This window comes from Asaia sp. HumB (genome assembly GCF_030263835.1).
Lineage (GTDB): Bacteria > Pseudomonadota > Alphaproteobacteria > Acetobacterales > Acetobacteraceae > Asaia > Asaia bogorensis.
In genome coordinates, this window is record NZ_JARPML010000002.1 from 2,430,939 (window position 1) to 2,446,177 (window position 15,239).

Here is a 15,239-nt window from a genome sequence, read left to right on the forward strand (position 1 = left end):
GTTCACTTGCCCTGTTCTACCCCGACAGCCCAAACAAGCCAATCGCAGGCGCGGCATTCAATAGGCCGGGCCGTTGAGCCGGGCACTTGCAACTCTTTCCGACCCAAACCACATTATATGCCGTTATCATTTTGACCGGATGGAGAGTCATCCCCATGAACCAGCAAGAGCGTGATCTTATTTCGCAGTTCGTTGCCCGCGTCGGCGGAGCGCCGAATAGCGGGTTTGGCGGCTCTCAGGCCCCGGCCAATCTGCCTCCGGTCGATCCCGAGGCGGATCGCTGGATTGCGGATAACTTCCAGAAATACCCTGAAGCCCGCTACCGCGTGACCCAGATGGCTGTGGTGCAGGAAGTGGCGCTGGCCGAAGCGCAGAACCGCATCCGCCAGCTCGAGTTCCAGTTGCAGCAGGCGCAGTCCCAGTTGCAACAGGCACAGCAGCAGCGCCCGCAGGGCGGTGGCGGCCTGTTTGGTGGTCTGTTTGGCGGCGGTAACCGCCAGCAGTCATCGGCACCGCCTCCGGGCTGGGGTGGTCAGCCCCAGCAAGGCTACGGTCAGCAGGGTTATGGCCAACAGGGCTACGCTCCGCCGCCGCAGGCCAATCTACCCCCGGGCTACTCGACCGGCATGTTCCAGCAGCGCGGGTCGGGCTTTCTCGGCTCGGCACTGACCACGGCCACGGGTGTTGCAGGCGGTATGCTGGCGGCCAACGCCATTGAAAGCCTGTTTTCGGGCCATCATGGCGCCGATGCTGCCGGGGGTTTCGGTGGTGGTGAAACCATCATCAACAACAATTACGGCGGTGCGGGCAACGATCCCTTTGCCGGAAGCGGTCAGGATGCCGGGCAGAATTACGATGCCAATGACTGGGGCAATAATGGCGGCGATAGCGGTGGAGACTGGGGTGGTGACAGCGGTGGCGGCTGGGGCGACGATTCCTTCTGAGCCCTTCATTATGGTCTGATCCGAGCGGATCTCCGGGCTGTGCGGCCTCAATATCGTTGACGCAAAAGCCTCAGACCCGCGACTGATTTCTGGAAAACCCGGCCCTCACGCCGGGTTTTCTTTTGCCCGCCGACAGATCGTGACAGGGTCGCTTGTCCATGTCCGGCATCGAGGCATGAGTTTTGTCCGTCCCGCCATCCGTGAGGAAAAACTCCCTAATGAGCCATCCTGTTTTCCGCCGTATCCTTCTGACCAACGATGACGGCATTGACGCACCCGGTCTCGCTGTCCTTCAGGACGTGGCGGCGCAGCTGTCGGATGATGTATGGGTGGTTGCCCCGTCGCGGGATCAGAGCGGAATCTCACATGCACTGAGCCTGCATGACCCGTTGCGAGTGCATCAGCATGGGCCAAGGCGCTTTTCCGTGACCGGCACGCCGGGTGATTGCGTGGCCATCGCGGCACGGCATATCCTGGGCGATGCGGCCCCGAGCCTTGTCCTGTCCGGGGTCAATCGTGGGGCAAATCTGGGCGTCGAGACGGTGTTTTCAGGTACGGTGGGGGCGGCCATGACAGCCATGCTTCTCGGCCTGCCTGCATTTGCGCTCAGTCAGGCTTTCAGCGACGGCAATAATGTGCCGTGGGAAACAGCCCGAAAACTGGCACCCGATGTCATTGCCGCCTTCGCGCCCCTCGCGCTGCCGGAGCCCGCCTGCCTGAACATCAATTTTCCTGCCTGTCCCGCCAGCGAGGCAAAGGAGGCCGTGGTAACGACGCAGGGCCGCGGGCTGCTGCGCGATGTCGAGGTTGTGGCGCGCGAGGATATGCGCCGTGCGGCCTATCACTGGCTGCATCTCAAGCGCGATCATGAAAGCGACGCACCCGGTACGGAAACCCGTGCCATCGCCGAGAAACATTTGAGCGTGACGCCGCTTTCCTTCGGGCGGACAAACCGCGCGGTCCATGACTGGCTGATGACAAGGCCCCGCTAGGCGTCGAGCGGCCTCCTCTGCTCGGTCAGATCGGGGGAGGGGAGGCGAAGGTCTCGCACTGGTCGCTACCGTATCGCGTCATGACCCGATCCGGGCTTGCTGACGTCACGCGCTGCTTTCGGGGGGATGACGCAAGCCAGAGGCCCCAACCGGATCCGTTTCCCGGCGTTGCAATCGGTATCCAACACTGATTCATCCGATTGCACTGGAAACGACATGAGCCAAGATCTGCTGGACTGGACCGATGTTATGGCCCTGAATGACCTTCCGGAGGAGGTCATCACGCCCTTTACCATCGGCGACAAGGCGCTGGTTCTCTATCGCTCAGGCGATCAGATACGGGCATTCGACGGAAAATGCCCGCATAAGGGGGCCCCGATGGAGCAGGGCGTAGCCTGCCGCTCACTGCAGGGCGATGTGCAGCTTGTCTGCCCCTGGCACAAGGCGAGTTTCTCGGCTGAGAGTGGTCGCCTGATCGAGCCGCCCGCTCTCGATCCGCTCAATCGCTACCCGGTTGAGGTTCATGATGACCGCGTGCTCGTGGGCAAACAGCCCATGAGCAAGACAGCGCCAGCGCCCATGCGCGAGCACGAATTCGTTGCAATCATCGGGGCCGGGGCGGCGGCGATTGCTGCAGCGGTGACCCTGCGCGAGGAAGGCTTTGCCGGACGCGTGGTACTGGTCAGCCCAGAGCCCGACCTGCCCTACGACCGCACAGCGCTCAGCAAGATGGTGCTTGGCTCGGGTGAGGAGGGGGCACCTCCTCCGGCTTTGCGCCCGGCGGAATGGTATGACGCGCACAAGATCGAGCGGCTGATTGATCGGGCGGTCAAGGTCGATCTTGAAACCCGCCTGATCACGCTGGAGAAGGGCAATCCGTTCACTCCGGATCATATCCTGCTTGCCTCCGGCTCTCGCGCCCGCAAGCTGGATGTGCCCGGCGCCAAGCTGGAAGGGGTGCATGGGCTTCGCTCCGCGCAGGACGCCCAGCAGATCATCGCGGCGGTGGACAAGAATACGAGTGTTGTCGTGATCGGTTCCGGCTTTATTGGCATGGAGGCGGCGGCGGCCTTGCGCAAGCGTGGGGCTGGCGTGACGGTGGTCTCGCAAAGCGAATTGCCATTCCAGAAGCAGCTTGGCGACAGCGTGGCAAGTGCCATGCGCAGCCTGCATGAGGAGAAAGGTGTTGCCTTTATCGCCTCGCGCAAGGTGAAGTCCATTGAGGGAGATAAGGCAGTCAGCGCTGTGACGCTGGATGACGGAAGCACCATCAGCGCCAATCTGGTTCTGGCCGGTATCGGTGCCAGCCCGGTGCTGGATTACCTGCCTGATTACGCCATTAACAACCAAGGCGGGCTCGATGTGGATGAGTCCATGCGGGTTGCCCCTCATGTCTATGCGGTGGGCGATATCGCCAGCATGGCGCATGACGGTCAGCGTTACCGCATCGAGCACTGGCGCACGGCACAGTGTCAGGCGCGTATCGCGGCACGCACGATGCTGGGCCTGCCCGGCGGGACATTGCCGGTGCCGTGGTTCTGGACGCAGCAATATGACCGCAAGATCGAATATCTCGGCTGGCCCCAGAGCTTCGACAGGGTCGAGATCGACGGCGAGACGGATCGTTTCGATTTCACCGCACGTTATCTGAAGGGTGATAAAATTGTGGGTCTCGCCATGGCGGGACGTCCAAAAGAGACGGCGAAGGAAGCCGTCACCTTCGACGATGCTTGACAGACAAGGGGTGGAGCGGCTTCCTGCGCTTCATTCGCGGGGGGAACACCCCCGCAACCCCGTGGTTACGAATCAGGAAGACGCCCATGCACCTTTATCGCACGCATAGCTGTAGCGCCCTGCGCGAAAGCGACGCCGGCCAGACCGTCCGTCTGTCGGGCTGGGTTCACAGCAAGCGCGATCATGGTGGTCTTCTCTTCATCGACCTGCGCGACCAGACCGGCGTCACCCAGATTGTCATTCCTTCGGGGACGGATCTGCTGGAGACAGTAGAGCGTCTGCGCGTCGAAAGCGTGATTACCGTTACGGGCGAAGTCGTGGCGCGTGAAGACGGCCAGCGCAACCCGCATCTCCCCACAGGCGCCATTGAACTGCGCGCCCGCGAGATCGAGGTTCGCTCCCATGCCGCCGTGCTGCCTTTCCAGGTGGCGGGCAACGAGAACTACCCCGAGGATCTGCGTCTCAAATATCGATACCTCGACCTGCGTCGTGAAAAGATGGCGGCCAATATCCGCCTGCGTTCGGCAGTCATAGCTTCCATGCGCTCGCGCATGATCGGCCACGGATTCACTGAGTTCCAGACGCCCATCCTGACCGCATCCTCGCCTGAGGGTGCACGCGACTTCCTCGTGCCTGCGCGCCTGCATCCGGGCAAGTTCTATGCGCTGCCGCAGGCACCGCAGCAGTTCAAGCAGCTGGCCATGGTCGCGGGTTTCGACCGCTATTTCCAGATCGCCCCCTGCTTCCGCGATGAAGCCTCACGCGCTGATCGCAGCCCCGGCGAGTTCTACCAGCTCGATTTCGAGATGGCGTTCGCCACGCAGGAAGACGTGTTTGCCGTTCTGGAAGACGTGCTGAGCGGCCTGTTTGCCGAGTTCGGCAAGGGCCGCAAGGTCGATACAGCGCCTTTCCGCCGTATCCCCTATGACGAGGCAATGCGTCTTTATGGCTCCGACAAGCCGGACCTGCGAAACCCGCTTCTGATCAGCACGGTGACAGAAGCCTTCGCCAATTCCGGTTTTGGCCTGTTTGCCCGTATTGCGGCCAATGGCGGCGAGGTACGCGCCATTCCGGCCCCCGGTGCTGGTACGCGTCCGCGTGGCTTCTTCGACAAGCTCAATAGCTGGGCGCGTGACGCCGGTGCGGGCGGTCTCGGCTACATCATTTTCGAGGAAGATGGCGGCAAGGGCCCGATTGCCAAGAATCTGGAAGCCGATCGCGTTGAGGCCATTCGTGAAGCCTGTGGCCTAAAGGCGGGCGATGCCGTGTTCTTTGCCGCAGGCGAAGGCGATGCCGTGGCCAAGTTCTCGGGTCAGGTGCGCACGCGCATCGCGCAGGAGCTCGATCTGATCGAGCAGGACGCGTTCCGTTTCTGCTGGATTGTCGACTTCCCGATGTTCGAGCGCAATGAGGAGACGGGTCAGATCGACTTCTCGCACAACCCGTTCTCCATGCCGCAGGGCGGGCTTGAGGCGCTGAACTCGCAGGACCCGCTGACCATCAAGGCTTATCAGTACGATATCGTCTGCAACGGCATCGAGCTCTCCTCGGGTGCCATCCGTAACCATCTGCCGGAAGTCATGATCCGTGCCTTTGCCATTGCCGGCTATGGTGAAGACGTGGTCGAGGCGCGCTTTGGCGGCATGCTCAACGCTTTCCGTTATGGCGCCCCGCCGCATGGTGGCTCGGCACCGGGTGTGGACCGCATCGTGATGCTACTGGCCGATGAGCCGAACATTCGTGAGGTCATCCTGTTCCCGCTCAACCAAAGCGGTGAAGACCTCATGATGGAAGCCCCGGCACCGGTTGAGCCCGCGCGCCTGAAGGAGCTTTCGCTCGCCATCCTGCCGCCCAAGCCCAAGGCTGCGGTCGTCAAGGACGGGGGACAGAAAGAAGCTGGCCAGAAGGATGGGGCTGCCTGAGAACCCCTCGGAGCAGAACAATGCGGTTGAGCCGGGTAAAAGGAGCATCGCCTGCGATGCTCCGCTTTCGGGCTGTGGCCTCAGCAGGTGCCGGTACGCTGTCGGGTCTCTTGCTGGCCCTGTGTGGTGGTCTGGCTTCCCCGGCGCATGCGGCGTCAGCCCCGAAGGCTGCACCTGCCTTGCTTGCCCATAAGGTGACCTACACGCTCGATCTCGCCCGTCTCAAGGCGGGGTCGCTGGCAACGGCGGGCGGTCAGGCCACTTACCAGATTCATGATCTGTGCGACGCCTGGTCGGTCAGCCAGAAACTTGATGTGCAGGTGACCGGTGCCGATGGCACGGTCTCGGCACTGAGCTATCAATCGGCAACGCTCGAGGACAAGAAGGGCCGGTCCTTCATTTTCCGCACGGTCCAGAGCCAGGATAACGAAACCACCAGCGAGACTGCCGGAGAGGCCAGACGCCAGCGCAATGGCAATGTGGTGGTGCGCTTTACCAAGCCAGAGGCCAAGGTCATGACCTTGCCGGCACGGGTCGTCTTTCCGACGCAGTTCACCCTACAATTGCTCGATGGCGCGCATAAGGGTGTTCTGCATCTGGAGCGCGATCTGTTCGACGGGGCTTCCACCGATGGCGCGACACCAAGCTATGCTACGCTGGGGCGACTGGCGCAGGTGAAGCCTGATAATCCCAGGGCGCTCTTTGACGGGCTCAGCGCCGTGCCGGTCTCGGTAGCGAGCTTTGGCGTCGGCAACGCGGCGTTTTTACCTGATTCGACCTATAGCGACCGCCTCTGGACGAACGGCGTCGAGGACAGGTTGCTGATCGATTTTGGTGATTATGTTCTGTCAGGCCAGATCGAGAGCCTGACAACCTTGCCAAACCCGCACTGCCCCTGACACGAACCCTCCGCTTTCGATTGACGGCCATGCCGACACCCGACAAGAGCGTGTCGGCTCTTAGTCGCGCGCGGGTGTGGCCAGTGCCGCGACAGCCGGATGAGGGGGACCTGTAAAGGCCGTAGCGCCCTTCGCAAGCGACGGCCAACAAAAACCAATGCCTAGGCCAGTGTCACAATCAGCGGGATGTGATCCGATGGCTGATCTTTCGCCCGCTCATCACGGTCGGGCGTGACCGATACAAGACGTTCGGCCAGTCCTGGCGATAGAAGGGCATGGTCGATGCGCAGACCGGCGTTTCGCTGGAAGGCAGCGTTCTGATAATCGAAGAATGTGTAGTGTCGTCCCGAGGGTTTGAGCGCGCGCAATGCATCAGTCAGCCCGAGCCAGAGCAGACGATGCCAGCCTGCGCGGCTCTCGGGGCGAAGCAGAGCATCGCCCGGGCTCAGGGCGCCGGGGGCGAAATCCTCATCTGTGGGGCAGACATTGAAATCACCCGTGAACAGGAAATCGGCTTCCTTATCGCGCAGGGTTCTGGCCCGCTCGGCGAGTGCGGCGAAAAAGTCGAGCTTGGTCGCAAAGCCTTCTGCCCCGCCCGAATTTCCGTTGGGTAGATAAAGATTGCCGATCGTCATGCCCGCCATGCGGATCTCGACATAGCGGGCGGCTTCATTGGCGAAGCCGGGCAGGCGCTCATGAACCACCTCGACAGGCGTGCGCGCCAGCATGGCAACGCCATTATAGGCTTTCTGCCCTACCACAACCGGATGATATCCGGCCTCTGCAAAGCTTGCCGGAAATAGATGCGTCTCGCATTTCAGTTCCTGCAGGCAGAGCAGATCCGGTTTGACGCGGTCGAGCCAGTTGAGCACGTGTTTCTCACGCTGGCGGATGGAATTGACGTTCCAGCTTGCGAAGGTAAAGCTCATGCGAGGGAGAAGCTCGTGCCGCACCCGCAGGACGAGGCTGCATTGGGATTGGCGACCGTGAAATGCGCCCCCATCAACTTGTCCACGAATTGCAGCTGGGCCCCACCCAGCAGGTCCAGGCTAACCGGATCGACCAGAACCGTTGCGCCGTCCTGCTCGATCACCACATCATCATCTGCCCGGTCAGTGTCGAGCTTGAACTGATACTGGAAGCCGTTACAGCCCCCTGCCAGCACGGCCACACGCAGGGCCAGCCCCGCGGGCTCGTCCTGCTGGGAGATGATCTCGACAATCCGGGCAGCGGCACCGGGCGAGACCGAAAAGCTGCCCGCAAGGGCCGCGTCGGAAGGGGGCGTGGTCTGGCTCATGTTTTCCCATATAATGCGCCCGGCCATGCTCTTAAAGCGGGCAAAGTGGAGAGTGTGGATGATCAGTCAGGATGTCGCCCCCTATGCCGTGCGTCGCGAGACAGCGCGAGGCCGCCTGCACCCCGAGGAGGATGCGCCCACGCGCTCGCCCTGGCAGCGTGACCGCGATCGCGTCATTCATTCTGCAGGGTTTCGCACGCTGCAATACAAGACGCAGGTTTTCATCAATCACGAGGGTGATTTTTTTCGCACACGCCTGACCCATTCGCTTGAGGTGGCGCAGATTGCCCGCTCGATTGCCCGCCAGCTTCGCCTGGACGAGGATCTGACCGAGGCACTCGCTCTGGCGCATGATCTCGGCCATACGCCTTTTGGCCATGCGGGGGAGGATGCGCTGAAAGCCTGCATGCAGGATCATGGCGGCTTCGACCACAATACCCAGTCCCTGCGTCTCGTGACCCTGCTTGAGGGGCGCTATCACGCCTTTGACGGCCTCAACCTCACCTGGGAGACGCTCGAGGGGCTGGCCAAGCATAATGGCCCGGTCAAACGCCCCACGCCCTATCTGCTGGAATACGATGCCCAGCATCACCTCGATTTCGCCAGCTATGCCTCTGCCGAGGCTCAGGTGGCGGCGCTGGCCGATGATATCGCCTATCATGGCCATGACCTCGATGACGGGTTGCGCGCAGGGCTGCTTCGCTTTGAGGATATCGCAGGTCTGCCAATTGTGGGGCCAGCGCTTGAGCGGGCGATGAGCGGTGCAAGGGCGACCGAGCGCTATGATCGCGAACGCCGGATACGCCATGAGACCATAAGGCAGGTCATCAATGTGCTGGTGACCGATCTCACAATGCAGACAAGGGCCAATATCGAGGCGCTTCGGCCGGAATCGTCAGACGACATCCGCCAGGCCCCAGGGCCCGTGGTTGCCTTCAGCGAGCAGGTGGCGCTGGAGAACAAGGAAATCCGCAAGTTTCTTTATGCGCGCATGTATCGTCACTGGAAGGTGAAGCGCATGACCCGCAAGGCCCGCTTGGCGCTGGGCGAGATTTTCGGGATATTGGCAGAAGACCCAAGCCTGCTGCCCGATGGCTGGCGCGAAAAGGCACAGCAGGGCGATGAGAACGGGCGCAGACGTGTCGTGGCCGATTACATCGCAGGAATGACCGATCGATTTGCGATGGATGAACATCGACGGTTGACGGAACTCTCGATGCTGGGTTGATACAGGCAGCAGAATACACGTCAGGAACGCAAGGCTCTTCATGTCCGATACACCAACGCTCACCACAGACTGCCTTTTCGCCCGTTACCAGAACCAGGTGCGTGAGGCATTGCGTTCGGTGGTGGCCGATCTGCCTGACGAGATTGCGGCCCGTGTCGAGGTAACGCCGACGCGCGACCCGTCTCATGGTGACATGGCAACCAATGCCGCCCTGCTGGCCTCGAAATTCGCCCGTCGTCGTCCTGCCGATATCGCAGCCGATCTGGTGCCGTTGCTTGTGGCGCTGCCGGGTGTCGCCAAGGCAGAAGCTGCCGGGCCGGGCTTTGTGAATATCACGCTCAGCCCTGACGTGCTGCAATCGGTGGCGCGCAGCGTGATCGAGGCCGGGCCGCGTTTCGGTGAGTCGCGTCTGGGGGCGGGCAAGCGCGTGAATGTGGAATATGTCTCGGCCAACCCGACGGGCCCGATGCATGTGGGCCATTGCCGTGGCGCCGTGGTGGGCGATGCCCTTGCCAATCTTCTGGCCAAGACCGGGCATGATGTCACCAAGGAATATTACATCAACGATGCCGGGGCGCAGGTCATTGCGCTGACCTGGGCGGCATATTGGCGCTACCTTCAGGCCATTGGCACGCAGGTCGATACCGAGGCTTTTGCCGCGCTGACACCAACTGGTCTGCAATATCAGGGCGACTACCTCATCCCCATCGGTGAGGCTCTTGCGGCTGCGCATGGCAAGGCGCTGGCGAACGAGGCCGGGCAGGCCGCCGAGCCTTCCGTATGGTTCGAGATCGTGCGTTCTGTCACGCTTAAGGCGATGATGGAAGAGATCCGCACCGATCTTGCGGCTCTGGGTATTCATCACGAGGTTTTCGCCTCGGAAGCCGCGACGCTCGCCAGCGGTCAGGTGGATGAGGCGATCAACGCGCTGGACGCCAAAGGGCTGCTTTATGAGGGTGTGCTTGAACCCCCCAAGGGCAAGACGCCGGAAGACTGGGAGCCACGCCCCCAGACGCTGTTCCGCTCCACCCAGTTTGGTGACGATGTGGATCGTGCCCTGCGCAAATCCGATGGCAGCAACACCTATTTCGCCAATGATATCGGCTATCACGCCAAGAAGGCCGAAGCAGCCGATGTGCTGATCGATGTGCTGGGCGCCGATCATGGCGGCTATGTCTCGCGTATGAGGGCTGCTGTCAGCGCACTAACCGATGGCAAGACCGAGTTCGAGGTCGTGATGTGCCAGATCGTGCGCATCATGAAGAGTGGCGAACCCGTGCGCATGTCCAAGCGTGCCGGTACCTTCGTGACCCTGCGCGACCTGCTGGACGAGGTGGGACGCGACGCCGTACGCTTTACCATGCTGACCCGCAAGGCCGATGCGCAGATGGATTTTGACCTCGATGCGGTCGTGGCCCAGACGCGCGACAACCCGGTTTTCTATGTTCAATACGCCCATGCGCGCTGCCGCTCTGTCATGCGCAGTGCCGAAACCATGTTCGGTGCTGACAGCACGAGCGATGCCTCCTTGCTCGGTGCCGATCTGTCGCGCCTCGATGCCGATGTGGAACTCGCGGTGCTGCGTCGTCTCTCGACCTTCCCGCGTGTGGTCGAGGGGGCTGCCCAGACGCGTGAGCCGCATCGCATTGCCTATTATTGCGGTGAGCTCGCCGCTGATTTCCATGCCTTGTGGAACAAGGGCCGTGAGGATACGACGCTGCGCTTCCTACATGAGCAGGACCGCCCGGCGAGTCTGGCCAAGCTCGCTCTCGTGGCGTCGGTTGCCAGCGTGTTGCGCTGTGGCCTGGCCATTCTCGGTGTCGAGCCGGTTGAGGAGATGCGATGAACGACGATACGCCAGACTGGCGCGACGATCAGCCGGGTGGCGACGGGGGCTATGATCGCTCCCGCCAGGAAACAGGCCGCGGCCCGGACCGGCGCGCCAATGACCCGCGCTTTACCGATACGCGTCCACCTTCGTATCCCTCGGACGCCACGGGCGGCGGGAGCTATGACGATGGACCACGTGCCTCCCGAGGCGCATCGTCACAAACATCTTCGCCACGTGAGCGCCTGAGCGCCGATTACGATGACGAACCTGTCTTCAGGCGCCGCAGCGCCGGGGCAGGGGGGGGGCTGGCGTCGCTGCTGGGCTCTGACATCATGACACGTCGCCTCGTTTACGGGGCTGCGGGTCTGGGTGCGCTGCTTGTGGTTGGCGTGGGTGGCTGGTCACTGCTGGGCGGCCATTCAGGGGGTATTCCCGTCATTGGCCCACCTCCCGGTCCTGTACGCGACCGCCCGGCCGATCCGGGCGGGATGCAGATCATGGGCGATGGCACGGATCTTGACGTGACAGGCAAGGGTGAGGCCCATCTGGCCCCTGAACCGGAGCAGCCACGCCCCGAGGCGCTGGCGGCGCGCACAGCCCCCGAGACGCCCCCTGCCGGAGCAACGGCGCCTGCTGGAGCACCAAGCGCGGGTGCGGGGCAGGATGCAGGAGCCGACAGTGCCGGTGCTTCGGGGCAGAGCGCCTCTGGCGGCCTGCCCGATACGTCCGTTCAGAAGCTGCCGGAAGGTGCCGGAGCGCCCGGTGAAGCCGATCAGGGCGGGTCTGCCGCATCGGCGGCACCGGAAAATCCAGCTCCCGAAAAGGCGATGCCCGAAAAAGCTGTGCCTGAGAAAGCTGTGCCTGAGAAAGCTGTGCCTGAGAAAGCTGTGCCTGAGCGTGCACCGTCGGAGAAACCGGCCAAGGCAGCATCGGCCCCTCCTGCGGCATCGTCTTCCGCAACCACTGACTCTGCCAGCAAGACCGCAGCCGCCAATACGGCAACGGGCGGGCATATGGTCCAGCTTGCAGCCCTTGGCAGCGAAGCCGACGCCAAGGCGACGTGGAGCAAGCTTTCGAAGCAGGCCAGTGATCTGTTGAGCGACCGTACGCCGATGATCGAGCAAAAGACCATCAATGGTCATGTGTTCTATCGTCTGCGCGTCGGCGGGTTTGACACTACCCAGGCCGCCAAGTCGTTCTGCGTGCGCCTGCATGCACGCTCGATTGCCTGCACACCGGCTGTTTTCTGATCGGTATGGGGGAGGGGAGCACCGCCTTTTCGTCGGCCATGGTACCGGGTGGCGCGGATCCTGAATCGGCACCGCATCTCTCCCTGACCGGATTTGAGGGGCCGCTCGACCTGTTGCTCGATCTCGCTCGTGCCCAGAAGGTCGATCTGGCACAGATCTCGATATTGCAACTGGTTGAGCAGTATCTGGCTTTCGTTGAGGGCGCGCGGCAGATCAGACTCGAACTGGCCGCAGACTGGCTGGTCATGGCAGCCTGGCTGACATGGCTCAAATCGCGCCTTCTGCTCCCTGCCGAGAACGAGCCGGATGCAGAGGCTGAAGATGCCGCCGGTCTGCTTCAGGGCCTATTGCAGGAGCTGGAATCCATCAGGGCGCTGGCCGTATGGCTCGATGACCGGCCCAGACTGGGTGAACATGTCTTCGCCCGTGGCTATGGCGAGGACATGACCCGTATCGATCGCTCGGGGCTGCGGGTGGATCTGATGGGGCTGATCGGCGCCTATCTGGCCATGACCCGCCGTCGTGGACGCAAACGTATCTACGCGCCACCACGCCCGCGCTACTGGACCGTGACCGAAGCCGTATCAGCCCTGCATCGCCTGTTGAATACGAGTGAGGTGGCGGGCTGGCAGAAACTGACTTCGCTTTTGCCAGCGCAATCCGCTGCATCGCCACGGGCACGGGCCGCCGCCATGGCCAGCGCCCTCGTGGCAGGGCTGGAAATGGCCAAGAGCGGCACGGTGGAATTGCGGCAGGAGAGCGTGTTTGCCGAGATCATGCTTCGGGCCCCTCAGGGTGACTTTCAGGAAGTGACAGAAAGCTGATGTCAGAACTCCCCATGCCTGGCTTGTCAACTTCCTCTGCGGATGCAGTGGAACAGGCCGAAGATATGTCGGTCGCCTCACCAACGGTCGGTCTCACCGCTCATTCGGATGCGGTCACTGACGCGCATCAGGCAGCTACGCATCGCGACCACGCAATCGAGGCCGTGAACGCGCTCTCCCGTCTGGTTGAGGGACTGATTTTTGCCAGTGCCGAGCCTGTTACCGAAACGGCGCTGAAGCAGTTCATGGTCTCGCAGGGGGCCGATGAGTCGCTGCTGGGGCCGGTTCTGGCCTGCGTCGTGGCAAGATATGAGGATCACGCAGTGGAGTTGGTGTCGGTTGCAAGAGGCTGGCAGTTCCGGACACGTCCGGAAATTGCCCCGGCACTGACACGGGTGGTGGAGAAACCGCGCCGGCTGAGCCGTTCCGCGATGGAAACATTGGCGATCATCGCCTATCATCAGCCCTGCACCCGTGCCGATATTGAAGGCATACGCGGCGTCTCGCTGAGCCAGACCGTGCTTGATACCCTGATCGAGGATGGACTGATCATGCCCAAAGGGCGCAAGGAAGTACCGGGTCGCCCCATTTTATGGGGGACCTCGACGCATTTTCTGAGCAGTTTCGGGCTGAGTGATCTCGGGGCTCTGCCGCGGCGTGAGGAATTGCTGCTCGATCCCGATGCTTCGGGGCGTAATGATCGTATCGTGACCCAGAAGGGCACGGGCTAGGCCGGGCGTCGTGCAAGACCGGAGCCGGGTTTCTGAGATGAGTGGGGAAGATGTTCGATTTTAGCTGGTCGGAAATTGCGCTGATCGTTGTCGTGGCGCTGGTTTTCATCGGCCCCAAGGACATGCCGACCGCCATTCGCGCCGTCAGTCGGGGTATCAAGGCCGTGCGTCGCATGGCGTCCGAGTTTCAGGGCCATGTGGATGAGATGATCCGCGAGGCCGATCTGGGGGAAGCACGTGACCATCTGCGCGACCTGAAGCGCTTCGACTTCCGGGACCGTATTGCGCGCACGATCGACTCCGACAAGACGATCAGCAAGAGCCTGGATTTCACGCCTCCTCCGTCGCTTTCCTCTCCGGCCCATGGAACGGACAACGCGATCCCGGTTACGGGGCCTGGTGTGACAGAAACGGCCAATACCCATGCCTACGGGGCCGGTGAGGTTGAGGCCCACAGCCCGGCCAGGCCGGCCGAGACCTTTGGTCCGGCGATCCTGCCCCCGGCAACGGCGCGTCGCCTCCGGCATGAAGAGACGCTGTGGCATGCCCCGGCCGTCATTCCGCCCTTGCGGGTCATTCATAACGGGCGTCGTGTCGCGCTCGATCCGCCACCTGCTGCGCCTGCGTCGGTGCCTCCTGCATCGTTAAAGCCTGACGCCGCAATGAGCGATCATCCCGCTGCTGCGACCCCCGATCTTGCCCAAGCGCCCTATCCTGCCATGACCCCAGAGGTCTCAACGGCCCCGGCTCCTGCGCCGGGGGTGATCCTGCCTGAATGTCCGACAGCGCCATGACGAATAACGACTCCCTCGATGACAAGGCCATGCCGCTGCTCGATCACCTGATCGAGCTGCGCAGGCGGCTTATCTGGTCTCTGGTCGCGTTTATCGTCGCCTTCCTGCTCTGCTATCATTTCTCGGAGCAGATCTATCTGTTTCTTGCCGAGCCTCTGGCGAGGATCATGCGGCAGCAGGGCGAGCAGCCGCATCTGATCTATACGGCGCTGTCAGAAGCCTTTTTTACCTATGTGCGCGTGGCGGTGTTCGGGGCCGTGTTCCTGTCATTTCCGATTATCGCCATGCAGGCCTGGATCTTTATCGCACCGGGCCTGTATCGCAACGAGAAGCGGGCCTTTGCGCCATTCCTGATTGCCACGCCGCTGATGTTCCTGCTTGGCGCGACCATGGCGTATTACTTCATCTTTCCCATAGCATGGCGCTTCTTCCTGTCGTTCCAGACGGCCCCTGCAGGCTCGCAGGGGCTGCATATCGAATTGCAGGCAAGGGTCTCGGATTATCTTTCTCTGGTCATGAAGCTGATCCTGGCTTTCGGTGCTGCTTTCGAACTGCCCGTCGTGCTGACGCTGCTGGCACGTGTGGGCATAGTAACCTCCAAGGGCCTGAAGAAATTCCGTCGCTATGCCATTGTCGGTGCAACGGTCATTGCCGCCATACTGGCCCCGCCCGATGTGATTACCCAGGTGGGCCTCGCCGTGCCGCTGATCTTTCTGTATGAAATCTCGATCTTTACGGCACGTCTCGTTGAGCCGCGCCCTGCGACGATCGACTGAAACCTGACAGGACTTTA

14 protein-coding genes are annotated in these 15,239 nt (G+C 62.1%); 12 read left to right on the top strand and 2 right to left on the bottom strand.

The genetic code is table 11. The features are described 5' to 3' along the window. Positions 1 to 155: 155 nt before the first annotated feature. From P5689_RS12005 to P5689_RS12025, 5 genes are all read left to right on the top strand, one after another. Positions 156 to 944, top strand: coding sequence for a DUF2076 domain-containing protein (locus P5689_RS12005; RefSeq protein ID WP_285533325.1), 789 nt, complete (start codon positions 156 to 158; stop codon positions 942 to 944). 218 nt (positions 945 to 1,162) lie between these two features. Beyond that, positions 1,163 to 1,936, top strand: a complete 774-nt coding sequence (gene surE, locus P5689_RS12010) for a 5'/3'-nucleotidase SurE (RefSeq protein ID WP_285533326.1) — start codon at positions 1,163 to 1,165, stop codon at positions 1,934 to 1,936. 216 nt (positions 1,937 to 2,152) lie between these two features. Then, positions 2,153 to 3,670 carry an FAD-dependent oxidoreductase gene (locus tag P5689_RS12015; RefSeq protein WP_285533327.1) on the top strand — a complete coding sequence of 506 codons (1,518 nt, stop codon included), beginning with the start codon at positions 2,153 to 2,155 and terminating at the stop codon, positions 3,668 to 3,670. 86 nt (positions 3,671 to 3,756) lie between these two features. Continuing rightward, a complete protein-coding gene (gene aspS / locus P5689_RS12020) occupies positions 3,757 to 5,592 on the top strand; it encodes an aspartate--tRNA ligase (RefSeq protein ID WP_122049274.1) in 1,836 nt (611 codons plus the stop codon). A 56-nt stretch (positions 5,593 to 5,648) separates the two neighbouring features. Next, entirely contained in the window at positions 5,649 to 6,491 is an 843-nt protein-coding gene (locus tag P5689_RS12025; protein ID WP_285533328.1) for an EipB family protein, read from the top strand. 161 nt (positions 6,492 to 6,652) lie between these two features. Here the strand turns inward: P5689_RS12025 and xth are convergent, their stop codons facing one another. Continuing rightward, positions 6,653 to 7,420: an exodeoxyribonuclease III gene (gene xth, locus P5689_RS12030; protein WP_285533329.1), complete on the bottom strand. Its 768-nt coding sequence runs from the start codon at positions 7,418 to 7,420 to the stop codon at positions 6,653 to 6,655. Continuing rightward, on the bottom strand, positions 7,417 to 7,788 hold the full coding sequence (erpA, locus tag P5689_RS12035) for an iron-sulfur cluster insertion protein ErpA (RefSeq protein ID WP_062165699.1): 372 nt from the start codon (positions 7,786 to 7,788) through the stop codon (positions 7,417 to 7,419). The genes xth and erpA overlap by 4 nt, the downstream gene beginning before the upstream one ends. A 58-nt stretch (positions 7,789 to 7,846) precedes the next feature. Here erpA and P5689_RS12040 point away from each other — a divergent pair, with 58 nt between their 5' ends. From P5689_RS12040 to tatC, 7 genes are read left to right on the top strand one after another with little or no spacing between them, the layout of a single operon-like run. Beyond that, positions 7,847 to 9,016: a deoxyguanosinetriphosphate triphosphohydrolase gene (locus tag P5689_RS12040; protein WP_031240767.1), complete on the top strand. Its 1,170-nt coding sequence runs from the start codon at positions 7,847 to 7,849 to the stop codon at positions 9,014 to 9,016. Positions 9,017 to 9,056: 40 nt separating this feature from the next. Further along, the gene (gene argS / locus P5689_RS12045; RefSeq protein ID WP_285533330.1) at positions 9,057 to 10,862 is read left to right on the top strand and encodes an arginine--tRNA ligase; all 1,806 of its coding nucleotides are present in this window, start codon (positions 9,057 to 9,059) and stop codon (positions 10,860 to 10,862) included. Further along, a complete protein-coding gene (locus P5689_RS12050; RefSeq protein WP_285533331.1) occupies positions 10,859 to 12,097 on the top strand; it encodes an SPOR domain-containing protein in 1,239 nt (412 codons plus the stop codon). Before argS ends, P5689_RS12050 begins: the two co-directional genes overlap by 4 nt. 38 nt (positions 12,098 to 12,135) lie before the next feature. Next, positions 12,136 to 12,921: a ScpA family protein gene (locus tag P5689_RS12055; RefSeq protein WP_285533885.1), complete on the top strand. Its 786-nt coding sequence runs from the start codon at positions 12,136 to 12,138 to the stop codon at positions 12,919 to 12,921. Continuing rightward, positions 12,921 to 13,652, top strand: coding sequence for an SMC-Scp complex subunit ScpB (gene scpB / locus P5689_RS12060; RefSeq protein WP_285533332.1), 732 nt, complete (start codon positions 12,921 to 12,923; stop codon positions 13,650 to 13,652). The genes P5689_RS12055 and scpB overlap by 1 nt, the downstream gene beginning before the upstream one ends. 50 nt (positions 13,653 to 13,702) lie before the next feature. Continuing rightward, positions 13,703 to 14,446, top strand: a complete 744-nt coding sequence (gene tatB, locus P5689_RS12065; RefSeq protein ID WP_285533333.1) for a Sec-independent protein translocase protein TatB — start codon at positions 13,703 to 13,705, stop codon at positions 14,444 to 14,446. Further along, positions 14,428 to 15,222 (top strand): twin-arginine translocase subunit TatC, encoded by a 795-nt coding sequence (gene tatC / locus P5689_RS12070; RefSeq protein WP_023978650.1) that lies wholly within the window; start codon positions 14,428 to 14,430, stop codon positions 15,220 to 15,222. The genes tatB and tatC overlap by 19 nt, the downstream gene beginning before the upstream one ends. Positions 15,223 to 15,239: the final 17 nt, after the last annotated feature.